This window comes from Gordonia prachuapensis, assembly GCF_036350515.1.
GTDB lineage: Bacteria > Actinomycetota > Actinomycetes > Mycobacteriales > Mycobacteriaceae > Gordonia > Gordonia prachuapensis.
Genome location: NZ_JAZDUE010000008.1, coordinates 153,691 through 174,593 on the forward strand (window position 1 = coordinate 153,691; position 20,903 = coordinate 174,593).

The window sequence follows — 20,903 nt, forward strand, 5'->3', positions numbered from 1 at the left end:
GCTACGAGGCGCCGTTCGGTCGTGTACCCCGTGGACGGCACTGTGCAACCGGATTGCGACGACGATCACGGTCGGGTCACGGCCGCGGCTGTGTCGGGAGCGGTGACATGATCGAAAGCATGGTCATACGCGTCGACGACCTCACCGAGGCGATGTTGTCCGACCGGCCGCCGGTCATCCTCGATGTCCGGTGGCAACTCGGGGACCCGCACGGCCACGAGCACTACCGGGCGGGTCACGTCCCGGGTGCGGTGTTCGTGGATCTCGACCGTGAACTCGCCGCACCGCCCACCCCGGCTCGGGGTCGCCATCCGCTTCCCGACCTCGCCGATCTTCAGGCCGCGGCGCGGCGGTGGGGGATCGATGACGACTCGTTGGTGGTGGTTTACGACGACATCGGGAACCTGGCGTCCGCGCGGGCGTGGTGGTTGTTGCGGTGGGGTGGGCTCACCGACGTGCACCTGCTCGACGGCGGTCTCGGGGCGTGGCGCGGCGCGGGTCTGCGGGTGTCGTCGGGGGACGCGACACCTCGACCCGGCACCGTCACCCTCACCGGGGGACACATGCCGGTCGTCGACATCGATGACGTCGCTGCCACATCGTCGGGACTGCTCGACGCTCGCGCGGCGCAGCGATACCGCGGCGAGGTGGAACCCGTCGATCCGCGCGCGGGTCACATACCCGGCGCGATCAGCGCACCGACCGCCGAGAACCTCCGGCCCGACGGGACGTTCCTGGCTTCGGATGCTCTGCGGCGACGATTCACCGAACTCGGCGTCACCGAGGGCGACGTCCCCATCGCGTACTGCGGTTCCGGCGTGAACGCTGCCCATCAGGTCGCCGCACTCGAACTCGCCGGGTTCCGCGGTGCGCTGTTCCCGGGTTCGTGGTCGCAATGGTCGGCCGATCCCGAGCGGCCGGCCGAGACCGGTTCAGGTCCGGATGACAGCAGGCGTGGATGACAGGAGCCGTCGGTAGCGTTGGTGCGGGGGATGAGAGACCGACCATCATCGACGGACAGATCGCCGATGCAGAAGGAGGCTGACATGGCACGCCACGTGCTCTTCCTGATGACCGGAGCCGACCACTGGACCCTCAACGACGGGACCCGACATCCCACCGGCTTCTGGGCCGAGGAAGCCGTGACACCGCTCGAGATCTTCACCGACGCCGGTTTCACCGTGACGGTTGCCACCCCCGAGGGTGTGCGTCCCCCGGTTGACGACGGCAGCCTGACCCCCGAGAACACCGGGTCTGCGGAGAAGTCCGCGCACATCCGCGAGGTTGTCGACACCGCAAAGGAATTCGCGAATCCGATCACCTTGGCGGACGTGAAGATCGATGACTACGACGCAGTGTTCGTGCCCGGCGGCCACGGCCCGATGGAGGACCTCGCCACCGATCCGCAGGCCGGGGCCATCCTGACCGCGGCCAACAGCGCCGACATCCCGCTCGGCGTCGTCTGCCACGGCCCGGCGGCGCTGCTGTCCGCCGTCGATGCGGGCGGCCGCAACGTGTTCGCCGGCCACACCGTGACCGGCTTCTCCAACACGGAGGAACAGCAGGCCGGACTCGCCGACAAGGCACCCTGGTTGCTGCAGGACCGTCTCACCGACGCCGGGTTCGCCGTGACCGTCGGCGATGCGTGGGCGCCGAACGTCTGCACGGACCGAAACCTGTACACGGGGCAGAATCCCGCGTCGTCGGCGGACCTGGCCCGCGCCGTCGTCGAGCGACTCGGAAAGGACTCCTGATGTCCACGCCCCCGTTGCCCGACGCCGTGAAAGAGATGCTGGCCAAGCCGAATCCGTGCGTGATGGCCACACTGCGCGCCGACGGCGCACCCGTGTCGGCGGCCACCTGGTATTTGCTCGACGGCGAGCAGATGCTGCTCAGCATGGACAACGGCCGGGTGCGTCTGGGCCATCTGCAGCGGGACCCGCGCGTCACCCTGACCGTCCTCGACGGCGACAGCTGGTACACGCAGGTGACGCTGATCGGCCGGGTCGCCGAGTTCCGCGACGACGACGGACTCGCCGACATCGACCGCCTGTCACGGCATTACGGGGGTAGCCCCTACCCGGACCGGGTGCGACCGCGCACCACCGCGCTCGTCGAGGTGGAACGCTGGTTCGGCTGGGGTGCGCTCAAGGACAATGACCAGGCGTCCGGCTGAGCAGCGTCAGGTAGGGACGAGGAGTCGGCGCGGGGCTGTCATAGACCGCGCCGCTCCAACTCCTCGTCGAACGCCTCCGCGGCCGCTTTCTCGCCGAGCCCGTCGGCGATGGCCCGCTGATAGACGGCGAACAGTTCCTCGCCGTGCTGGGCGTAACGGCGTGACCACTCGTCGCCGTCGGCCCGCCAGTACCCGATGATGTCGTAATGGTCGCGGCCCCAACGATGTTCATGGCGTAGATACTTTCGCACCGCCCGGGACTCCGCCGCTTCACCGGCGAACCAGCAATAGCCCTGACCGGGTGGTAATTCGAGTCCGCGGATCGTCGTGGCGAGTGCGCTGGGACCGAAACCGTTTCCGGACCCGACGATCGGGATCACGTCGGTGCCGGTCGTGTGCGGGAGGTAGTCGAGGTCGGTGCGGTCGAACACTTCGACGACGGCGATCGCGGCGGCCGATTCCGTCCGGTCCTCCAGAATCCGGGCGAGTGCGGGCAGTCCGGCGAGATCGGCCGCCAACAGGCACCAGTCGATCGCCGGTGGCGGGCGATACCAGCCGCGCGGGTGGGCCAACATCACGCCGTCGCCGGGACGCGCACGCTGCGCCCAGGACGTGGCGGGGCCGCGGGCGTGGACGACGAAGTCGACGTCGATCGTCCGGGCGTGGTGGTCGACGGTCCGGATCGAGTACGACCGTGCGTCGGGCGCCGTGGCCGGATCGTGGTAGCCCCACACGCCGTCGCGGTGCTCCATCGGAGGCGGAGACGACTGATCGGCTGCGGGGAAGTAGATGCCGACGGCGTCGTCGGGAGCGCCGTGCAGACCCAGTGAGTCCAGGTCGGGCACTTCCAGCCGGATGCGGCGCAGGCGCGGGTTGAGGTCGGTGGCGTCGATGACGTGAGCGAAGGAATGACCCATGGCAGGGGCCACCCTACGCCTTGTCGTCAGCCCCGCCCGGAGTCACGGTGGCGGCGTAGCGAGGGCAGGTGGGTGTCCCGTTCGTCGTTGACCCACGCGTAGTAGAAGCCGATGAGTATGCCCCCGCCCACGAAGTTGCCCAACAACACGATCCCGAGGTTCCCGAGCGCCGGCCCCACCGCGATCCCTTCCTCGAGTCCGACCATCATGAACAGGACGGTGTTGGCCACCGAGTGTTCGAAGTCGAGGAAGGCGAAGACGAACACCGAGACGATCATCGCGAGACATTTTGCGATGTCCTCTTTCAGGTAGCCGTTGTACACGAGCAGCATCGCGATGTTGATCATCAGGTTGCACAGGATCGCGCGGATGAAGAGGTCCAGCCAGCCGGTGACACCCTCGGACAGATAGCCGAGCTTGACGTCGACAGAATGGTTCATCGCTTCGAGCACCGAGCCGTGGATCAGCGTGGTGCCCCACAGCAACACGGCGATCAGCAGCCCGCCGATGATGTTGCCGAGGTAGCAGAAGCCGAGGATTCGCACGAACTTCATCGCGGTGATCCTGCGGTAGTAGATACCGATGGACACGATCATCATGTTCGAGGTGAGCAGTTCGGACTTCGTGTAGTAGATGAAGACCAGTGCCCACCCGAATGTCGCCGCACCGATCATCTTGCCGATCACGTGCAACTGATCCGGGGTGTCTCCCATCGAGTCGAAGGCGCCGACGATCGTGTAGTTGATGAGGTAGAAGATTCCGATGATGATGCCGGCCATCGCGGCGCGCTGGAGGAAACGGCGACGCAGGCGCCCCGTCATCCGCTCCTTGGACTCGAGTACCTCGAGTGCCGTGCTGATGAAGAACTTGCCGGGAAACAGCTTGTTCGTATCGAACTCTTGGCTGCTCATGATCTAACGGTGACACATCGGCGGCGACGGTGTGAGCTATCGACCTCACTCGTCGCCGCGCCTTTGCGAGCACGAAAGGTGGGGCGCGACAGCCGCGGTGACTCAGGCCGACGCGGTGACTCAGTCCGACGCGGTGACTCAGCCCAACGCGGCGAGCAATTCGTCCACGTCGGCGGCGGTGGTTGCGTGCGACGTCACGAGCCGGGCGACGCCCGGCTCCGGGATGCCGTGGTGGAACACGTATCCCCGATCGAGCAGCCTTGACAGCAGCGGCTCGGGCAACTCGCAGAACACGAGGTTGGCGTCGACGGACCCGCGGACCCGGACGGCCGGCGTGGCTCGCAGTCCCGCCACCAGGCGCTGTGCCATCGCGTTGGCGTGTCGTGCGTTGCGCAGCCACACGTCGTCGGACAGGTATGCCAGGACCTGGGCGGACTCGAACCGCATCTTCGATGCGAGCTGACCGGCGCGTTTGGCGCGGAAGGCGAGTTCGGTGGCCAGTTCGACGTCGAAGCAGACGACGGCGTCGGTCGTCATCCCGCCGTTCTTGGTGATACCGAACGACAGGATGTCGACCCCTGCTCGCCACGACATCTCTGCCGGCGACAGATCAAGGTGGACAAGAGCATTGGCAAAGCGGGCACCATCCATGTGGACGCGGAGCCCGGCGTCACGCGCGATCGAGGTGAGGGTGCGGATCTCGTCGAGGCTGTAGACCGACCCGGTCTCGGTGGTCTGGGTGATGCTGAGGACCTGGGGTTGTACGCTGTGCACGTCGCCGACCCGGTCCGCCACTGCGCGACGCAGAAGCCCCGGGTCGATCTTGCCGTCGTCCCCGTCGAGGATGGCGAGTTTGGCTCCGCCGGTGTAGAACTCGGGTCCGCCGCACTCGTCGACCTGGATGTGGCTGGTGCGGTGGCACAGAATGGATCCCCAGGGACGGACGAGTGCCGACAGCGCCAGCGAGTTGGCCGCCGACCCCGTCGACACGCAGTGCAGGTCGACATCGGTCTCGAAGATCTCGGCAACCCGCCGGGTGGCGGCCGCCGTGACGGGGTCGTTGCCGTAGGCGAGGTGGGCCTGGTCCGCGACGACCACCACCGCGTCGACGATCTCGGCGCAGGCGCCGGCCGCGTTGTCGCTGGCGAACATCTTCGACGGCGCCGTGCCCGGGCCCCAGTTGGCTGCTGCACACATCGCGGCCCAGTCTATCGACAGGCCGGTCGCCGGCGATGGGTGCGGGAGACTGGGCCCATGGATCGCGCCGACGGCCGGGACATCCTCGTCGACACCGACGGTGGACTCGACGACATGCTCGCGATACGCACGATCGCGCACCAGCAGCGGTTGTGGGGAGTGACCACCACGTGGGGCAACGTGTCGGCGACGATCGCCGCGCGCAATGTCGCACTGGCGGTGCCGGATGTCGACGTGTGGTGCGGCGACCGGACACCACCGGCCTCGTGGCGTCCGCGGCGATGACACGGTGTCGACGGCGCCGGCAACACGATCCGTGGCCGGCGACCGATTAGGCGCCCCCATCGGGAACCCGACTCCGCCGACGTGATCCGCGGCTTCGCCCGGAACCATCCCGGCGGCACGCTGCTCTGTCTGGGACCGCTGACAAACCTGGCACGCGTGATCATCGAGGACCCCACCGCTCTCACCGGCCTGGGGTCGATCGTGATCTCCGGTGGTGTCGGCTTCGGTGGTCGCGGGGTGCGCCAGCTGTCCGACACGAATACGCGTTGCGATCCGCGGGCCGCGGCGGTGGTTGCGCGCGCGGCGTCGCTACCGATCCGGTGGGTGGGACTCGACGTCAGCTCTGCGCTCGGTTTGCGCGCGGTCGATCTGCCGAGCAGCGGGATCGGCGACTTCACGTCCCTACGCGGCTATGGACTTCTGCGGCGCAACCGAGGGTTTCGCGGCTGGTCGGCGCCCTGTCACGATCTGGTCGCCGCGGCGGTTGCGCTCGACGACGACTGTGTACGGACCAGGCCGGGGCGGATGGCCGTGCGAGCCGACGTCTCGCCGGCGCACCTGATCGGAGTGCCTGGCGCAGACTCGGCACATCGGATCGCCACCGCCGTCGACGTCGATCAGGTCCGCGGATTCCTGACGCGGTGGACGTCGAACAGCTGAGGATCGGGGAGCGGATCGGCCCAGATCGCCGGGTCACCGCGCCGGCGGGTCCACGCGGCGACCCCGAAGACCAAGCCCCAGACGACGAGCAGCGCGACGGTGAGGCCCAGCCCGAAGTTGCGGTTCAGGATAGTGGCGTTCGCGATCTGATCGTCGGGCGGCCGCGGCAGGATGACCGGAAGTGCCAGGACGATGAGCACGTTCGACAGTCCCAGCGCGACCAGCAGCGTGCGGCTCCACCACAGCGGGAGCCGGTCGCGCAGCAGCCAGGAGATGCCGAGTGCGAGGGGTGCGAAGACGGCGTCGTGCACGATCAGGCCGGCCACGAGCCAGATCACCACCGACACCTTGTCGGCGGTCGAGAGGTCCCACAGCAGCCAGCCGCCATATCCGCAGGCGACGACGCCGCAGCCGATCAGGACCGCACGGATACCGCGCTCGACCATCACGAGACCCTGCCCATCACGACACCCTGCCCATCACGAGACCTCGATCCGGGAGACCCACTTCGTCTGCATCACGCCCGGCAGATTCGGCGCGATCAGACGGCAGGGGTAGCCGTGGTCGAGATTGAGCGTCTCGCCGTTGAGGCGCAACGCGATGAGGGTGAGGGGATCGGCCGACTGGGCGGCGGGCACATCGCTCACCCCATAGAGGCCCCGCTCCAGGGAGATCACCCGGATGCCGCGCGACCCGTCGCCGCCCACCAGCGCGGCCAGGTCGGCGAGGCGGACACCGGTCCAGGTGGCGCCGACGCTCCAGCCCTCCACGCACGCGATCGGCAGGTTGACGGTTCGTTGCGGGAGGAGGCGCAGGTCGTCGAGGGTCATGTCCCGGGTGACCTCCGCCCCGGCGACCCGGAGCCGGTAGCCGGCGTCGGTGGCCGGTTCGATCACCCCGGCCGCTTCTGCGGTGCGGTTGATCGGGAGTCCCTGGGGTCCGTCGCCGTTGCGTGGGGCGAGAAACGCGACCGGCCGTAGCAGGGGGATCGTCTGACCGGCGAATGCCAGCGCGCTGATGCCGCCCGCCGCCCAGGTGAGATTCAGGAACCCACGTCTGGTGAGTCCGGACGGCGCGCGGCGATCGGATGTCCGCCGGTCGACCGGGCCATCGAGTGCGGTGCGGATGATCGGCAGCTTGACGGCGATGTGGATGGCGAGCGCGCCGACCACCACGTAGGCCATCGCGTAGTGGGTGGCCGGGAAGAAGAACGACCACGGGTACCACTGTGCGATGTTCAGGAGTCCGGTCAGCAACTGGAAGATGCTCGCCGCCAACAGAACCGCGATCGATGCCCGCTCGAGGGCCCGAGCCGGTGAGCCGAGCAGCGGCTTCTCGAAGAGCTTCGGGTAGACCACCGCGAGTTTGGCCAGCAGGAGGGGGATCGCCACGCATCCGGAGATCACGTGCACGCCCTGCGTGACGCGATAGAGCCAGATCGGTCGGGAGATCCACTCGAACCAGCTGGGCGGATGTTGTATCCAATGGCTGAGCAGGCCGGTGACGAAACAGATCGCGAAACTGACCCCGAGCGCCACGCCGATCCGTGCGGTGACCCGTGGGCTACGCAGGCCCGGCGTGTCGTCGTCGGTGGTGGTCATGGCCGCGACATCTCCACAACTTGTCGGCCACCGTGCTCCCAGGTTCCTTCGATCGTCAATCCGCAGCAACCGCTGAGGTTTTCGGCTCCGAGCAGTCCGATCCGGGCCCAGGGGAACCACGAACTCGCGTACTCGTCGCCTTCGACGCGCACGGTGTCGTACTCGACGTGCTCGACGGCCGGATCGATCTCGACGACGATGGTCCCGCCCCGGTGCACCAGTTCGGCTGCGCGGGCCAGCACGCGCGCGGGGGCGCCACCGATGCCGACGTTGCCGTCGATGAGCAATGCGGTGGTCCAGCGTCCCTCCCCGGGGAGCGGTCCGTGGATATCGCGCAGCAGCACCGTGATCCCGCGTCGCCGTGCCATCGACACCGCGACGGTGGAACTGTCGACGCCCAGCGCGATCATCCGTCGCGCGACGAGCACGTCGACGAGTCTGCCGGGGCCACAACCGAGATCGATGGTGGCTCCGCGACACCGATCGGCGATCCTGGTGTCGAACTCGTGGTCCACGGACCCGGCCTCGACGGCGTCGACGTCGTCGACCCCACACCATCGGTTGACCGGCCACCGACGCAACTCCCCGTCCGCGGACCGCAGCACCGTGTGCCGGGAGGCGAACATCGCGTCGAACGGGTTGGGGCCCGGCAGGGACTCGGAGATCATCGCGTCACCGTTCCCAGATGTGCTGCCGTGCAGGCGAACTCACTGCCGTCCGGGCATGCACGGGCAACCGCGTCGACGTCGTCGGGGACGTCGACGTCCGACATCGTCGTGAGCAGGTGCACCGTCAGGCCGGCCCGGGCCAACGCGTCCCTGGTCAGCCGGCCGGTGTCGGGACGCGACATGGGTACCGTCGCCAGCGCCCGGGCGCCGCGGGCTCGGCTGGTGCCGAACGCCCACCAGCCGCCGTCACGGGCCTCACCGAGGACGCACGACCGTCCGCCCTCGAGCCCGGCCAGTCCGGCCTCGAGATCGTCGACGCGGACCTGTGGGGTGTCCATCCCGATCTGCAGCACCCGGTGGGCGCCCGTCGCCGCGGCGTCGAGGTGGGCGTTGGTCAGACGCTGGGCGAACCCGTCGCCGCGTTGGGGGATGAGCATGGCGTCGCGCAGCGCATCGGCGAGCTCGTCGGCGCGGCACGACGCCCCGAGATCACCCGTGTAGGCCACGATCACCTCGCTGTGGGCCACCTGCCGCGCGGTCCGCAGGGTGTCGAGCAACGCGGCCGCCGCCAGCGCTGCCGCCCCTCGGGGGCCGTACCGTGTCGCGAGCCGCGTCTTCGCCAGGCCCGGTACGGGCGCCTTCGCCACGATGAGCACCGCGGAGTCGGTCATCGCAGCACCATCACGAAATCGCGGGCCGCGCGTACCGAGCCCCGGACAGAGCCGGACACCTTGGACTGCCCCGCGGTGCGCACGGTGTACCGGACGTCCCGTTCGGTGACACGCAGTCCCGCCTGACCGGCCCGCAGGAGCAGCTCGACGGGATAGCCGCTCTGCCGGTCCGCGACACCCAGGCTCAGCAGCGTCTCGCGACGGATCGCGCGCATCGGCCCGATGTCGTGGATGGGCAGGTGGTAGCGGCGCCGGAGATAAGCGGCCACGGCGGCGGAGCCCGCTCGCGCGTGCAGGGGCCAGGTGCGTGGCGAATCGGGCCGGCGCCGACCGACCGCGAGGTCGGCTCCGCGGTCGAGCTCGGCGACGAGGTCGAGGAGATCGACCGGGTCCATCGATCCGTCACCGTCGATGGTGCAGACCACGTCGCGGTCGGCGGCGGTGACGCCGGCCGTCACCGCCGACCCGTACCCCGGCTCAGACTCGTACACCACGATCGCGCCCGCCTCCCGCGCACGATCGGCGGTCCCGTCGTCGGAGCCGTTGTCGACGACGATGCCCTGCATGCCGGCCGGAATCCGCGCCACCACGTCACCGATCGAGCCGGCCTCGTTGCGACACGGGATGATCACGGCGATCTCGTGGGGATTCACCCCTCTCACGGTAGGAGCCTCGGCGCTGCAGAAACAGGTCTTCGGTGATGACGGAAGTGTGACAACACCGCCGTCGGCCCCCGCGCCCGAGGGCCGAACCAATACCGTTGCACCATGGCCGAAACCGTGACCGAGGACGAACGGGACCCGACGAGTTCCGCGCCCGTCGGCCGGAACGGCCGGCCGACGGTGTTGCGAGACGTCGTAAGTGTCACGGTTGCAGTGCTTCTCGTGGCGGCAGCCGCGTACGTACCGTTGGTTCACGACCGTTCGCTGCTGGGGCGCATCTTCGCGCAGGCGCCACCGCTGTTCGCGAACTGGTTGCCGCACGACGGGCCGGGAACCGTACCGGCGATCGTCCTTGCCGTCCTCGCCGTGATCGCGATGCCGGCGATCTCCCGACGGGCGTCGTTCGTGGTGCTGTGCCTGGTCACGTGGGGATGGGCGATGGCCTGGACGGTGAGCCTCGCGTTGATCGACGGCCGGCAACGTGGCTACACCGGACGGCTGGAGCGGCCCGACGAATACCTGGCCGAGGTCCCGGGAGTCGACGGGATCGGCGCGATGCTGCGCGGCTTCTCCGATCGCATCGTCGACGGACAGCCGGATTCGTGGACGACGCACGTGTCCGGGCACCCGCCGGGCGCGCTCCTGACGTTCGTGGTCCTCGACCGGCTCGGCCTCGAGGGCGGGGGATGGGCGGGTACCTGGTGCATCGTGATCGGTACCAGTGCCGTCGCCGCCGTCATGATCACGGTGCGCAGGCTCGGCGACGACGGCTGGGCGAGGCGGTGCGCGCCGTTCCTCGTCCTGTTCCCGGGATGGGTGTGGGTCGGTGTCTCCGCGGACGGCTACTTCATGGGCGTCGCCGCGTGGGGAGTGGCGCTGCTCGCGATCGCGGCGACCTCGCGTGGACCCGCAGTCATCTGCTGGGCGGTCGGGGCGGGTGTACTGCTGGGCTTCTGCATCTTTCTCAGCTACGGGCTGGTCCTGATCGGTGCGGTGGCGGTCGCGGTGTTGCTGGCCGCCCGCACCGCCCGGCCCCTGCTGTGGGCCTGCATCGCGGCACTGGGCGTGGTCGCGGCGTTCTGGGCCGCAGGATTCTGGTGGCTCGACGGCTACCACCTGGTGGTCGACCGCTACTACCAGGGCATCGCCAGTGACCGCCCGTTCTCGTACTGGGGGTGGGCGAACATCGCGGCGACGCTGTGCGCACTCGGGCCGGCCGCGGCGGCCGGTGTGGGCCGGACGTTTCGGTGGCCACCGGGTGTGATGTGGCGTAGTGCGCCGACGCTCCTGGTTCTCGGCGGGTTGATCGCCATCGTCGCCGCCGACCTCAGTGCGCTGAGCAAGGCGGAGACCGAACGCATCTGGCTTCCGTTCTCGCTGTGGGTGATGGTGTCGGTGGGGCTGCTGCCGCGGCGTCATCAGCGGGTGTGGCTCATCGCGCAGGCGGGTCTGGCGCTGGCCGTCAACCACCTGCTGTTGACATATTGGTGAAGTGGAGACGGGTGATGGTGCGCATTCTGGTGGCCGACGACGACCGCGTGGTCGCCGATGTCGTGCGGCGATATCTCGAACGTGACGGGATGGACGTGACGGTTGTCGACAGCGGGGCGAAAGCGTTGTCCTGCATCGACGATGAAGCTGTCGACCTCGCCATCCTGGATGTGATGATGCCCGACGGCGATGGGATCTCCGTGTGCGAGAAGGTCCGTCGCGGTGTGCATGCCGATCTGCCGATCATCATGCTGACCGCGCTCGGAGACGAGGACGACCGTGTCGCCGGACTCGAGTCCGGCGCCGACGACTATGTGGCGAAGCCGTTCAGCCCACGAGAGTTGAGTCTGCGCGTGCAGTCGGTCCTGCGCCGGGCCTCCGCCACGCGGGTGACGCCGGATGCCGACCATCTGACCGACGGCGGAATCCGCGCCGACCCGGCAGCGTGTGCCGTCGTCGTCGACGGGCGTTCGGTGTCCACGACGAAACGCGAGTTCGACCTCCTCGTCTTCTTTCTCGGCAACCGGGACGCCGTGTTCACCCGTGAGGAACTGTTGGATCAGGTGTGGGGCTGGAGTTTCGGCGACATCTCCACGGTGACCGTGCATGTGAAGCGGCTGCGGGCGAAGCTCGGCGCCGCGGCGCGCATCGAAACGGTCTGGGGCCGGGGCTACCGCTGGAACACCGCGACACCCGACGGAAGGACGCCCCGATGACCACCGAGACGCTGCGCATCTTCGCCGTGGCGCTGGCCATGACCGCGCCGATCGCCGCAGCCGGGGCCGGTGTGCTCTATCTGATCCGGGGGATGTCGCTGCGCGCCAACATGGTCGCCATCATCCTCGTACCGCTGGCCGCCACCTTCACCGCGATCTACGGGGTGAGTGGATTCATGTTCACCGACGACAGTTCACGGGTCGCGGCCGTGCTCGCCGCGGTCGCGCTGGTCACGGCGCCGCTCGCGCTGATGCTGGGTCATCTGCAGGCCAAACGCACCGTGTGGGAGCGGCAGATGCGCGAACAGGAGCGGGCGGCCGAACATTCGCGGCGGGAGCTGATCGCCTGGGTCAGCCACGACCTGCGCACCCCGTTGGCCGACATCAAAGCGCTCGCGGAAGCGTTGTCGGATCAGGTGGTGACCTCACCTGACGAGATCGAGGAGTTCGCCCGCGAAATCGACACCAACACCGTTCGCCTGTCGCAGATGGTCGACGATCTCTTCGAGATGTCGCGCATCCACTCCGGGGCGATGACACTGGAATTCGAGCCCGTCGACGTGCGCGAGGTGGTCGACGAGGTCACCACCGCGCTGGGCAGTGCCGCCCGGCGCGCCGAGGTGAGCATCGGGGTCACCGCCCCCGATCGGCCGGTGGTGGCCACGGCCAGTTCGACGGCGTTGTCGCGCGTGTTGACCAACCTGGTCGTCAACGCGATCGCACACACCCGCCGGGGCGGTGCGGTGGACCTGGTGGTCACCGATGCGGGCGGGAGTGTGTCCATCGTGGTCGATGACGACGGCACCGGTATTCCGCCGGAGGACCTATCACGCATCTTCGAGATCGCCTACCGGGGGACCACCTCGCGGACACCCGTCAACGGTGCCGGACTCCCGGTCGGATCGGGGATGGGTTTGGCGATCGCACGCGGGCTGGTCGACGCCCACGCGGGCGAGATCATCGCATCGAACACGGTGCGGGGCAGCAGGTTCGAGGTGTTGTTGCCGAGGTCGCCGACTGCTCGGCGGGCGGTGGGAACCGAGACCGGGCGGCTCGGCTGAGGTCTTCTCGGCGTGTTGTCGGAGGATCAGCGCGCCGGCGCACGCAGTGGTGCGGTGGCGAACTCGGCCAGCCCCTGCTCTGGTGACACCTGCGCGGTGAAGCCGAGGACGTCGCGTGCCCGTGCGGGATCGGCGACGATGTGGCGGATGTCGCCCGGCCGCAGTTCGCCGGTGATCACCGGCGAAGGGCCGTCGATCTGTCGTGCGAGGATCTCGGCGACCTCGCCGATGGTGATCGGCCGGCCGGAGCAGACGTTGAGGGCACTGAAACCGTCTGTGTGCGTGCCGATCGCCGCCACGTTGGCCGCGGCGACGTCGTCGACGTGCACGAAGTCGCGCATCTGGCCGCCGTCCTCGAAGACCAGTGGCGCCTGCCCGGAGGCGAGTCGGGACCGAAAGATCGATGCGACACCGGCATATGGTGTGTCCCGGGGCATCCCGGGGCCGTAAACATTGTGATAGCGCAACGCGACCACCGATCCGCCGGTCGCCACCGACCAGGCGCGGGCATAGTGCTCCTGGGCCACCTTGCTGGCCGCGTACAGACTCGCCGGACGCAACGGCGCATCCTCGTCGGTCAGCTCCCACGTGATCGGCCGGCCGTCCGCCGTGTGGTACTCGAAGTCGCCCAAGCGTGTTCGGTCCGGGTCGCGGGCCGGCGGGCTCTCGACCGGCTCTCCGTCCTCGGTGCGGAGCCGGCCGGACCCGTAGACCACCATCGACGACGCGAGCACCAGTCGTCGGCAGCCGACACGGTGCATGGCGGCCAGCAGAGCTGCGGTTCCGAGGTCGTTGTGCCGGGCATAGAGCGGCGCGTCCGACAGGGTCACGCCCATACCCACCATCGCCGCCTGATGGCAGACGACGTCGACACCGTCGAGATGGGCGGCGATGGTGTCGACATCGGTGATGTCGGCCCGGATGACATCGGACGGCGTGGAGGCGTCGGCGCCGTGCGCCTCGGCGATCATGGCGTCGACCGCGACAACCTCGACGCCCATCTCCCGCAGTTGCGCCACGATCCGGCCACCGATGAAACCGGCTGCGCCGGTGACCATCACCCGCGTCACGTGATGTCCAGCATGATCGCGTCGACATCGTGGTCCCCGGCGGCGCCGGGGGACTCGGCGTGCGGATCGATGTCCCGGATCGCGGCGAGGAGCAGAGTGGCGAAAGCCGGCAGATTCTTGGAGAACTCGGCGAACACCTCGGATGCGGTGACACCCTCGCCTTCGCTGACTCCCGCATCGAGATCGGTCACCAGGCAGGCCGTCGCGTAGCCCATCTGTAGTTCACGGGCGAGGACCGCCTCGGGGTGGCCGGTCATGTTGATGACCGACCATCCCTGGGCCGCGTACCACCGGCTCTCGGCGCGCGTGGAGAACCGCGGCCCGTCGATCACGACGAGGGTGCCGCCGTCGCGGGCGTCGCCGTTGCGCACCAACGCCTGCCGCAGATCCGGACAGTACGGGTCGGCGAAGGATACGTGGATCGGGCCGTGCGAATGTCCGTCGGGTAGCCGGTCGAAGAAGGTCTGGGGACGCCCGGTCGTGCGATCCACGATCTGGTCGGGGATCACCACGGTTCCCGGCCCGGCGTCGAGTTGCAGCCCGCCAACCGCCGACGCGCTCAGAATCTTGCGGACCCCGAGGGAGCGCATGGCCCACAGGTTCGCGCGATACGGCACCGTGTGCGGCAGGTACTCGTGACGGGTCCCGTGCCGGGGAAGGAAGACGATCCGCCGCCCGTCGAGCACGCCCTCGGTGAGCGGAGCCGACGGGGTGCCGAAGGGTGTCGACACATGTCGGGAGACGACGTCGGTGAATGCGGCCTCCTCGGCCAGCCACGAATAGAAACCCGAGCCGCCGATCACGCCGATCGCCGCGTTGTGTTCGACCATGCTGCCATCTTGGAGGACGACGGGCCGCGGGGCCAGCGAAGCCATCGGCGGTCACACTTTCGTCACCACGGCCGCCGACGCCGCGCGTGGCCGGCGGCCACCGGCAGTCACGAGGCCAGTCGTCGGAACTCGCTGCGATGGAACACGATCGGTTCCACCTCGGTGTCGGTGTCGTGCACGAAGTGGTCGTGTACCGCCATCACGACGATCGCGTGGTCGCCGGCGGGAACCTGCTGCTCGACGGACACGTCGAGCCAGACGGCGCAGCCGCGGACGAACAGTGCGCCGTCGGCGTGGGTCTCGGTGTCGATCCCGGAGAACCGGTCACCGCTCTTGGCAGCCAGGGCCCGGGCCGCGGTGTCCTGCGTCGAGCTCAGCACGCTGATCCCCAGCCGTTCTCGGGCGGCGAGCCGTGGCCATGTGGTGGAGGTGTTCTGGACGCAGAACGCGACCAGCGGCGGGTCGAGCGAGACCGGCACGAAGGTGCTCGCCGCCATCCCGATCCGCTCCGATCCGGTGTCCGCGCAGATCGCGATCACGCCGGCCGGGACATTCGCGAACACTCGACGGAGCACGGCGCCGTCGGACTTCGGTGCGGTCACGGCGCCTCCGTCCGGCTGGTCCGGCCGAAAACCCGGGCCCAGCGTTCGGCATAGTCGGCGATTCGGCTGTCGGTGGTGTACGTGGAGTCGATGAGGTAGAGACCGGGCGCGGGGCAGGTCGCGCCGAGTTCCACCAAGACCGGTTTGAGCAGCAGGTCCGGTGCCATCGCGTGGCCGGGACCGGCCCCGAGCATCAGTGGCACGGCGGTGACATCACGCAGGCCGTCGCCGGTGGCGAACTGGTCAAGGAACAGCTTGAGGACGCCGGTGTAGCTGGCCTTGAAGGTAGGACTGGCGATCACCACGAGATCGGACTCCGCGACGCGCTGCACGGCCGCGCCCACCGAGTCGTCACCCCAGCCGAGTAGCCCGCTGCCCAGTTCGACCACGTCGATGGTGGCGTCGGGTTCGGTTCCGGTGAGCGCGACGGCGAGCCGGCTGGCGGCATCGAGGGTGCGAGACGCCGGCTTGGGGTTGCCGACGACGACGGTGGTGGTCACTTGTCTTCCTTCCGATGAGCGGGTCGGGCCGCTGATGGCCTGGATGTGTCGATCAAGTTCGGGATTCGGCGGTGCGGCACAGATAGCCGACCGCCCGGTCGAGCGACCACACCTCCGCCATCTTCTGCTGCATGTCGAACAGGTTCGAGGCGTGGATCGCCGGGTCGCGGTCACCGACCGCGTCGGCCACGACGATCGGGACGTAGCCGTGTTGCATCGTGTCGAGCGTCGTGGCGCGCACACAGCCGCTGGTGGACAGACCTGCGATGAGCACGGTGTCCACACGCATCGAGGTCAGATACGAGTTGAGCGAGGTCCCGAAGAACGCGCTCGGGTACTTCTTGGTGATCAGGAGCTCGTCGTCGACGGGTTCGAGTCCGTCGATCGGATCGGCGTAGGGGCTGCCGTCACAGAACGCGACCAGGGTTCCCGCCTTCTTGAAGAAGATGCCGGCGTCGACACCGTCGGCTCGTAGCCGGACCTCGGTGAACACCACCGGAATACCGGCCGAGCGTGCGGCGTGCACCAGCGCCCGCATCGCCTCCACGTTCTCCTCGACACCGGCGTAGAGCGGACACTCCGGCTCGACATAGGCGCGCGCCGGGTCGACCACCACCAGCGCGGGTCGGTCACCCGGTTGCAGTTCCTGCCCGAAGCCCGCCTGCGCGTAGTCGGCGGCCTGGCGGGTCCGGTCGTCGGATGGGAACGGATTCATGCGGTTTCCTTCGGTCGGTCGGCGCCGTGGGGTGCGGTCGTGGTGAACGGACGGGGCGAATCGGCGGTGCGCCGTGGAAATCCGAGGCACACCGCCACGCCTACTGCTGCGAGGCCGGTGAGGACCAACCCGGCGATGGTGACATTGTCCACGAACAGGTCGATCCCGCTCGTGGTCAGTGCGCCTGGCGTTCCCGCATAGGCGGCCTGGCGCGCGGCGGCGTCGAGGCCGACGGTGAGTACGGCCAACACTATGGCTGTGCTGAGCAAATTGCCCACGTTCTGCAACGTCGAGCGCAACCCGTTGGCGATGCCACGACGGTCGGACTCCACCGACAGCATCAGTGCGCTGGTGCTCGGGGTCATGAAAAGACCGACGCCGCAACCGATGACCGACAGCGCGACGGTCACCACCGCTGTGCCGCCACCTGCGGACAGTGCGATCGTCGTGGCCAGCAGCCCGACAGCGGTGAGGCCCATGCCGCAGGACGACAGAGCCCGCGGGGAGAACCGGTTGACCAGGTGCCCGGCCGCGTACGCGGCGATCACCGTGCCCAGGGCCATCGGTGTCACGAGCAGACCCGCGACGAAGGGTGATGACCCGTCGACCGCCTGTGCGAACATCGAGATCAGCAGCGGCACAGCGTAGGTCGCGACTGCGATCAGCAGCGCCGCCAGCAGGACCAGTCCGATACCGCGGCTGCGGAACAGGGACAGATCCACCAGCGGATGCCGGCGGCGTACCTGCACGACGATGAACGCGGCTGCGGTCACGGCGGCCGCGGTCCAGAACGCCCATGGCGTCTCCGTGAGGCCGGGTGTCAAGGCCAACACGATCAAGGTGAGCAGGACACACGACAGGATCGCGCCCGCCAGATCGAACGGTTCTCGGTGTGACGCCGGTGGTCCCATCCGCGGAATCACCGCCAGCGATGCGACCGTGGCCGTCGCCGCGATCGGCAGGACCGCGAGAAACATTCCACGCCACCCGAATACGGCGGTGGCCGCACCGCCGACAACCGGGCCGATCACCTGTGCGACCGCGGCCACCGTCGCATTGGAACCCAGTGCGCGTCCCAGCTGCCGCGGTGCAAAGGTGTCGGTGAGCAGGGACGTGTTGTTGGTGACCACAGCGGCTGCACCGATCCCCTGCAGCACCCGGGCGGCGATCAGCCACCCGGCCGTCGGCGAGAACACGCACAACGCGGTCGCCGCTGTGAACACCACCAACCCGCAGAGGTAGAGCGGGCGACGACCGACGATGTCTGACAACCGGCCGAACACCAGGATCAGCGCGGTCGTGACCACCATGTAGCCGAGCAGAATCCAGGTGGCCTGCGCGGCGGACGCCCCGAGTTCACGGGTCAGCGTGGGCAGGGCGACCGTGAGGCCGCTCATGCTCACGAAGACCGCGACGACGCCGGTGCTGGTGGCCGCGAAAACCCGCCACGGATGGGGATGCTGCGGGGCGGCCTCCGTGCTCAGGCGGCCTCGGGACGGATGTCGGCGCGGCACTTCATCAACGGCTGGATGCGGGTGCCGAAGTTCTCGATGCCTTCGACGAAATCGTCGAAGGTGAGCATGATCCCCTTGATCCCGTCCACGGCGGCGATCTCGTCGAGCATCTTCGCGACGGTCTCATACGACCCGACCAGGGTCCCCATGTTGAAGTTCACCGCACCCTCGGGCAGCGAGATCGTCTTCGCGGTCGACGAGTCGTCGGCGTTGGTGTCGGTGGCCGACTGATCGGCCATGTAGCCGAGGGCGGCGAGGTCGGCGTTGTCGTGGTAGTCCTGCCATTTCGCCTGTGCCGCTTCGTCGGTCTCGTCGGCGATTACCATGAACAGGGTCATCGCACCCATGTCCCGGCCGGCGGCGTCTGCCTCACGCATCAAGTTCGCGGTCGCCTCGGTGATGGCGGTCGGCGTGTTGATGCCGGCGCCCAGGATGAAGTTGAAGTCGGCCATCTCGGCGGCGAACTTCATGCCGTTCTTGGACTGTCCGGCGGCGACGATCGGGACCGACCCGGCGGCCGGCTGTGGGGAGAGGACGCAGTCGTCCATCTCGTAGTAGGAGCCCTTGAAGTTGCTGACGCCGTCGGCCCACAGTTCCCGCATCACCTGCACGTATTCGGCGGCATGGTCGTAGCGCCTACCGAAATGCTCCTCGCCCGGCCACAGGCCCATCTGGCTGTATTCGTTTGGTGCCCAGCCGGTCACGATGTTGATGCCGAACCGTCCGGGAGCGACGGAATCGATCGTGGTCGCCATCCGGGCGACGATCGCCGGCGGCAGCGTGAGGATGGGGGTGGACGCGAACAGCTTGATCCGGTCGGTGACCGCGGCGAGGGCGGACATGAGCGTGAACGACTCGAGGTTGTGATCCCAGAACTCGGTCTCGCCGCCGAAGCCACGGAGCTTGATCATCGAGAGCGCGAAGTCGAGGCCGTAGTGTTCGGCCTTCTGCACGATGGTCTTGTTCAGTTCGAAGGACGGCATGTATTGCGGAGCGCTCTTGGAGATGAGCCAGCCGTTGTTGCCGATGGGGATGAAGACGCCGATTTCCATGACTTCGAATGTATGCAGGGCTTTTTTCCGGTCGGTGGCTGCCGCGTAACGGCTTTGTTGCGCGCGTCAAGGGATTGACGGAGGTGGTGCGGCAGTCCCGCGCTGCACCCAGTCGACACCGAACTGCCGGTGAACCGGAGCGCCGGCGGCACCGTCGATGCGGGCGAGGAGGAGCTCCGCCGCGGCCAGCGCCATGTCCTCCAGGGGTTGGCGCACGGTCGTCAGGTCGAGGATCGACCACCCGGAGATGTCGAGATCGTTGTACCCGACCACCGAGAGATCTTCCGGCACAGCGATTCCGAGACGCTTTGTCGCGTCCAGAGTGCCGAACGCGACGTAGTCGGTGATGCAGAAGACCGCCGTCGGCGGGTCGTCGCGGTCGAGTAACGCGAATCCTCCGTCGAGGCCGGTCTTCGCGTCGACCGCACCGCGGTGCGTGAGCGCATCGTCGATGACGATGCCGTGCCGCTCCAGCGCCTCCCGGAACCCGGTTTCGCGCAGCTTGACGCTGGCGTTGTCGAGTGGGCCGGAGATCAACCCGATCCGGCGGTGGCCCATCGCGACGAGGTGATCGGCGACGAGCCGTCCGCCGCCGACGTTGTCCGAGGTCACGCGATCGACGCGGCCGGCCTGGCTGCCGTCGACGTCGCGGTTGAGGATGACCAGTGGGATCTTCCAATCGATCATCTCCGAGACGATGGGTGAATCGAGGCGGGCGGAGATGAAGACGACGCCGTCGACGAGCCCACCGCGCAGCGCCCGGATGTCGCCGTCCAGCGAGCCCTCGGTGCGGTCACTCATCAGCAGCACCCGGTAGTCGTCGCGCGCGAAACGGTCCTGCAGGGTGTTGACCAGGGTCGGATACGACGGATTGCGCAGGTCCCCGCTCACGACCGCGATCGACGACGATCGTCGCGTGATCAGACTGCGGGCGGTCACGTGCGGGACGTAGCCCATCTCTTTGGCCAGCGCCTGGATCTCGTCGCGCGTCTCCTTGATCACCCGCGGGTCGTCGCGCAGGGCGCGGGAGACCGTCGACTGGGACACCCCGGCACGACGGGCGACGTCGTAGCCGGTGACGGGCTTGTTCCGCACGGATCAGATTGTAGGTATGGCCTCGCCGTCAGGTGCGCCGGGAACATTCTCCGGATCACGTCGCGTCTGATCGGTGTCCGGTCGCCGACCGGCTACGTCACACACATCACCGGTAGGAGAACACCATGATCGTCGCAGTCTGGAACCTCGGGGTCGCCATCTGGAATCTCGTCGTCGCCATCATCTAGTGACGCCAACCCTCGGCCCGCACACCAGAGCACGGTGTGCGGGCCGAGAGTGTTTGCACGACCCGGTCTCGGGGCACGCTGTCGCCATGCCCGACCCCGACGAGCTCGATCCCGACATGCCGAACGAGTACGACGACAAGCACTCGGCGATGCCCACGGCCGACGATCCGGAGATCGGCGAGACCGACCGCATCGCCGAGGAGAAGGACATCTACAAAGGTGCGTCCTCGGACGGCCACTCGGATCACGGCCACGCGGTCGGTGGGAGCGAGGGTACCGCCGACGGGCAGTGAATCGGCCGTCGACGGTTACGTCAGCTGC

General features: G+C 68.3%; 25 protein-coding genes. 9 read left to right on the forward strand and 16 right to left on the reverse strand.

Annotation, left to right across the window (positions count from 1 at the left end):
* Positions 1–107: 107 nt before the first annotated feature.
* The 3 genes from V1Y59_RS11500 (at position 108) to V1Y59_RS11510 (ending at position 2,176) form a co-directional block, all read left to right on the forward strand.
* Positions 108–962 (forward strand): sulfurtransferase, encoded by an 855-nt coding sequence (locus V1Y59_RS11500; protein ID WP_330505097.1) that lies wholly within the window; start codon positions 108–110, stop codon positions 960–962.
* A gap of 84 nt (positions 963–1,046) precedes the next feature.
* A complete protein-coding gene (locus V1Y59_RS11505; RefSeq protein WP_330505098.1) occupies positions 1,047–1,754 on the forward strand; it encodes a type 1 glutamine amidotransferase domain-containing protein in 708 nt (235 codons plus the stop codon).
* Complete coding sequence (locus V1Y59_RS11510) at positions 1,754–2,176, forward strand: PPOX class F420-dependent oxidoreductase (protein ID WP_330505099.1); 423 nt, start codon at positions 1,754–1,756, stop codon at positions 2,174–2,176. The genes V1Y59_RS11505 and V1Y59_RS11510 overlap by 1 nt, the downstream gene beginning before the upstream one ends.
* 38 nt (positions 2,177–2,214) lie before the next feature.
* Here V1Y59_RS11510 and V1Y59_RS11515 read toward each other — a convergent pair whose 3' ends face one another.
* The 3 genes from V1Y59_RS11515 to V1Y59_RS11525 form a co-directional block, all read right to left on the reverse strand.
* Positions 2,215–3,093, reverse strand: a complete 879-nt coding sequence (locus V1Y59_RS11515; protein WP_330505100.1) for a siderophore-interacting protein — start codon at positions 3,091–3,093, stop codon at positions 2,215–2,217.
* 26 nt (positions 3,094–3,119) lie between these two features.
* A complete protein-coding gene (locus V1Y59_RS11520; protein ID WP_330505101.1) occupies positions 3,120–4,004 on the reverse strand; it encodes a formate/nitrite transporter family protein in 885 nt (294 codons plus the stop codon).
* Between the two features lie 138 nt (positions 4,005–4,142).
* A complete protein-coding gene (locus V1Y59_RS11525; RefSeq protein ID WP_330505102.1) occupies positions 4,143–5,201 on the reverse strand; it encodes a threonine aldolase family protein in 1,059 nt (352 codons plus the stop codon).
* A 57-nt stretch (positions 5,202–5,258) separates the two neighbouring features.
* Here V1Y59_RS11525 and V1Y59_RS11530 point away from each other — a divergent pair, with 57 nt between their 5' ends.
* Positions 5,259–5,486, forward strand: coding sequence for a nucleoside hydrolase (locus V1Y59_RS11530; protein ID WP_330505103.1), 228 nt, complete (start codon positions 5,259–5,261; stop codon positions 5,484–5,486).
* A gap of 45 nt (positions 5,487–5,531) precedes the next feature.
* On the forward strand, positions 5,532–6,146 hold the full coding sequence (locus V1Y59_RS11535) for a nucleoside hydrolase (RefSeq protein WP_330505169.1): 615 nt from the start codon (positions 5,532–5,534) through the stop codon (positions 6,144–6,146).
* Here the strand turns inward: V1Y59_RS11535 and V1Y59_RS11540 are convergent.
* Genes V1Y59_RS11540 through V1Y59_RS11560 form a run of 5 tightly spaced genes read right to left on the reverse strand, consistent with a single transcriptional unit; the run spans position 6,104 to position 9,739 of the window.
* Positions 6,104–6,592 (reverse strand): hypothetical protein, encoded by a 489-nt coding sequence (locus V1Y59_RS11540; protein ID WP_330505104.1) that lies wholly within the window; start codon positions 6,590–6,592, stop codon positions 6,104–6,106. The two genes, V1Y59_RS11535 and V1Y59_RS11540, sit on opposite strands and share 43 nt — an antisense overlap.
* Positions 6,593–6,625: 33 nt before the next feature.
* Positions 6,626–7,747, reverse strand: a complete 1,122-nt coding sequence (locus V1Y59_RS11545; protein ID WP_330505105.1) for a molybdopterin-dependent oxidoreductase — start codon at positions 7,745–7,747, stop codon at positions 6,626–6,628.
* Complete coding sequence (locus V1Y59_RS11550; protein ID WP_330505106.1) at positions 7,744–8,415, reverse strand: class I SAM-dependent methyltransferase; 672 nt, start codon at positions 8,413–8,415, stop codon at positions 7,744–7,746. The genes V1Y59_RS11545 and V1Y59_RS11550 overlap by 4 nt, the downstream gene beginning before the upstream one ends.
* Positions 8,412–9,086: a TIGR04282 family arsenosugar biosynthesis glycosyltransferase gene (locus tag V1Y59_RS11555; protein ID WP_330505108.1), complete on the reverse strand. Its 675-nt coding sequence runs from the start codon at positions 9,084–9,086 to the stop codon at positions 8,412–8,414. The genes V1Y59_RS11550 and V1Y59_RS11555 overlap by 4 nt, the downstream gene beginning before the upstream one ends.
* A complete protein-coding gene (locus V1Y59_RS11560; protein WP_330505109.1) occupies positions 9,083–9,739 on the reverse strand; it encodes a glycosyltransferase family 2 protein in 657 nt (218 codons plus the stop codon). Before V1Y59_RS11560 ends, V1Y59_RS11555 begins: the two co-directional genes overlap by 4 nt.
* A 114-nt stretch (positions 9,740–9,853) precedes the next feature.
* On the opposite strand from V1Y59_RS11560, the gene V1Y59_RS11565 reads away from it, so the two are divergent.
* The 3 genes from V1Y59_RS11565 to V1Y59_RS11575 are packed head-to-tail and all read left to right on the forward strand — an operon-like array spanning position 9,854 to position 13,016.
* The gene (locus V1Y59_RS11565) at positions 9,854–11,239 is read left to right on the forward strand and encodes a hypothetical protein (RefSeq protein ID WP_330505110.1); all 1,386 of its coding nucleotides are present in this window, start codon (positions 9,854–9,856) and stop codon (positions 11,237–11,239) included.
* A gap of 14 nt (positions 11,240–11,253) precedes the next feature.
* Entirely contained in the window at positions 11,254–11,955 is a 702-nt protein-coding gene (locus V1Y59_RS11570; RefSeq protein WP_330505111.1) for a response regulator transcription factor, read from the forward strand.
* Positions 11,952–13,016 (forward strand): sensor histidine kinase, encoded by a 1,065-nt coding sequence (locus V1Y59_RS11575; protein WP_330505112.1) that lies wholly within the window; start codon positions 11,952–11,954, stop codon positions 13,014–13,016. The genes V1Y59_RS11570 and V1Y59_RS11575 overlap by 4 nt, the downstream gene beginning before the upstream one ends.
* Before the next feature lie 26 nt (positions 13,017–13,042).
* Here the strand turns inward: V1Y59_RS11575 and V1Y59_RS11580 are convergent, their stop codons facing one another.
* The 8 genes from V1Y59_RS11580 to V1Y59_RS11615 form a co-directional block, all read right to left on the reverse strand.
* Entirely contained in the window at positions 13,043–14,074 is a 1,032-nt protein-coding gene (locus V1Y59_RS11580; RefSeq protein ID WP_330505170.1) for an NAD-dependent epimerase/dehydratase family protein, read from the reverse strand.
* A gap of 8 nt (positions 14,075–14,082) precedes the next feature.
* Positions 14,083–14,916, reverse strand: a complete 834-nt coding sequence (locus V1Y59_RS11585) for an S-methyl-5'-thioadenosine phosphorylase (RefSeq protein WP_330505113.1) — start codon at positions 14,914–14,916, stop codon at positions 14,083–14,085.
* Positions 14,917–15,023: 107 nt separating this feature from the next.
* Positions 15,024–15,518, reverse strand: coding sequence for a flavin reductase family protein (locus V1Y59_RS11590; protein ID WP_330505114.1), 495 nt, complete (start codon positions 15,516–15,518; stop codon positions 15,024–15,026).
* A complete protein-coding gene (locus V1Y59_RS11595; RefSeq protein ID WP_330505115.1) occupies positions 15,515–16,018 on the reverse strand; it encodes an NADPH-dependent FMN reductase in 504 nt (167 codons plus the stop codon). The genes V1Y59_RS11590 and V1Y59_RS11595 overlap by 4 nt, the downstream gene beginning before the upstream one ends.
* A gap of 52 nt (positions 16,019–16,070) precedes the next feature.
* Positions 16,071–16,733: an isochorismatase family protein gene (locus tag V1Y59_RS11600; protein ID WP_330505116.1), complete on the reverse strand. Its 663-nt coding sequence runs from the start codon at positions 16,731–16,733 to the stop codon at positions 16,071–16,073.
* Positions 16,730–18,217, reverse strand: coding sequence for an MFS transporter (locus tag V1Y59_RS11605; protein WP_330505171.1), 1,488 nt, complete (start codon positions 18,215–18,217; stop codon positions 16,730–16,732). Before V1Y59_RS11605 ends, V1Y59_RS11600 begins: the two co-directional genes overlap by 4 nt.
* Positions 18,214–19,299 (reverse strand): pyrimidine utilization protein A, encoded by a 1,086-nt coding sequence (rutA, locus tag V1Y59_RS11610; protein ID WP_330505117.1) that lies wholly within the window; start codon positions 19,297–19,299, stop codon positions 18,214–18,216. The genes V1Y59_RS11605 and rutA overlap by 4 nt, the downstream gene beginning before the upstream one ends.
* A 66-nt stretch (positions 19,300–19,365) precedes the next feature.
* Positions 19,366–20,394 carry a LacI family DNA-binding transcriptional regulator gene (locus V1Y59_RS11615; protein WP_330505118.1) on the reverse strand — a complete coding sequence of 343 codons (1,029 nt, stop codon included), beginning with the start codon at positions 20,392–20,394 and terminating at the stop codon, positions 19,366–19,368.
* 274 nt (positions 20,395–20,668) lie between these two features.
* Here V1Y59_RS11615 and V1Y59_RS11620 point away from each other — a divergent pair, with 274 nt between their 5' ends.
* Positions 20,669–20,875 (forward strand): hypothetical protein, encoded by a 207-nt coding sequence (locus tag V1Y59_RS11620; RefSeq protein WP_330505119.1) that lies wholly within the window; start codon positions 20,669–20,671, stop codon positions 20,873–20,875.
* The last annotated feature ends 28 nt before the right edge of the window (positions 20,876–20,903 follow it).

Coding starts and splice junctions, on each gene's coding strand:
- V1Y59_RS11500 (WP_330505097.1), top strand. CDS start 108: ATGATCGAAAGCATGGTCATACGCGTCGACGACCTCACCGAGGCGATG.
- V1Y59_RS11505 (WP_330505098.1), top strand. CDS start 1,047: ATGGCACGCCACGTGCTCTTCCTGATGACCGGAGCCGACCACTGGACC.
- V1Y59_RS11510 (WP_330505099.1), top strand. CDS start 1,754: ATGTCCACGCCCCCGTTGCCCGACGCCGTGAAAGAGATGCTGGCCAAG.
- V1Y59_RS11515 (WP_330505100.1), bottom strand. CDS start 3,093: ATGGGTCATTCCTTCGCTCACGTCATCGACGCCACCGACCTCAACCCG.
- V1Y59_RS11520 (WP_330505101.1), bottom strand. CDS start 4,004: ATGAGCAGCCAAGAGTTCGATACGAACAAGCTGTTTCCCGGCAAGTTC.
- V1Y59_RS11525 (WP_330505102.1), bottom strand. CDS start 5,201: ATGTGTGCAGCAGCCAACTGGGGCCCGGGCACGGCGCCGTCGAAGATG.
- V1Y59_RS11530 (WP_330505103.1), top strand. CDS start 5,259: ATGGATCGCGCCGACGGCCGGGACATCCTCGTCGACACCGACGGTGGA.
- V1Y59_RS11540 (WP_330505104.1), bottom strand. CDS start 6,592: ATGGTCGAGCGCGGTATCCGTGCGGTCCTGATCGGCTGCGGCGTCGTC.
- V1Y59_RS11545 (WP_330505105.1), bottom strand. CDS start 7,747: ATGACCACCACCGACGACGACACGCCGGGCCTGCGTAGCCCACGGGTC.
- V1Y59_RS11550 (WP_330505106.1), bottom strand. CDS start 8,415: ATGATCTCCGAGTCCCTGCCGGGCCCCAACCCGTTCGACGCGATGTTC.
- V1Y59_RS11555 (WP_330505108.1), bottom strand. CDS start 9,086: ATGACCGACTCCGCGGTGCTCATCGTGGCGAAGGCGCCCGTACCGGGC.
- V1Y59_RS11565 (WP_330505110.1), top strand. CDS start 9,854: ATGGCCGAAACCGTGACCGAGGACGAACGGGACCCGACGAGTTCCGCG.
- V1Y59_RS11570 (WP_330505111.1), top strand. CDS start 11,254: ATGGTGCGCATTCTGGTGGCCGACGACGACCGCGTGGTCGCCGATGTC.
- V1Y59_RS11575 (WP_330505112.1), top strand. CDS start 11,952: ATGACCACCGAGACGCTGCGCATCTTCGCCGTGGCGCTGGCCATGACC.
- V1Y59_RS11580 (WP_330505170.1), bottom strand. CDS start 14,074: ATGGTCACCGGCGCAGCCGGTTTCATCGGTGGCCGGATCGTGGCGCAA.
- V1Y59_RS11585 (WP_330505113.1), bottom strand. CDS start 14,916: ATGGTCGAACACAACGCGGCGATCGGCGTGATCGGCGGCTCGGGTTTC.
- V1Y59_RS11600 (WP_330505116.1), bottom strand. CDS start 16,733: ATGAATCCGTTCCCATCCGACGACCGGACCCGCCAGGCCGCCGACTAC.
- rutA (WP_330505117.1), bottom strand. CDS start 19,299: ATGGAAATCGGCGTCTTCATCCCCATCGGCAACAACGGCTGGCTCATC.
- V1Y59_RS11620 (WP_330505119.1), top strand. CDS start 20,669: ATGCCCGACCCCGACGAGCTCGATCCCGACATGCCGAACGAGTACGAC.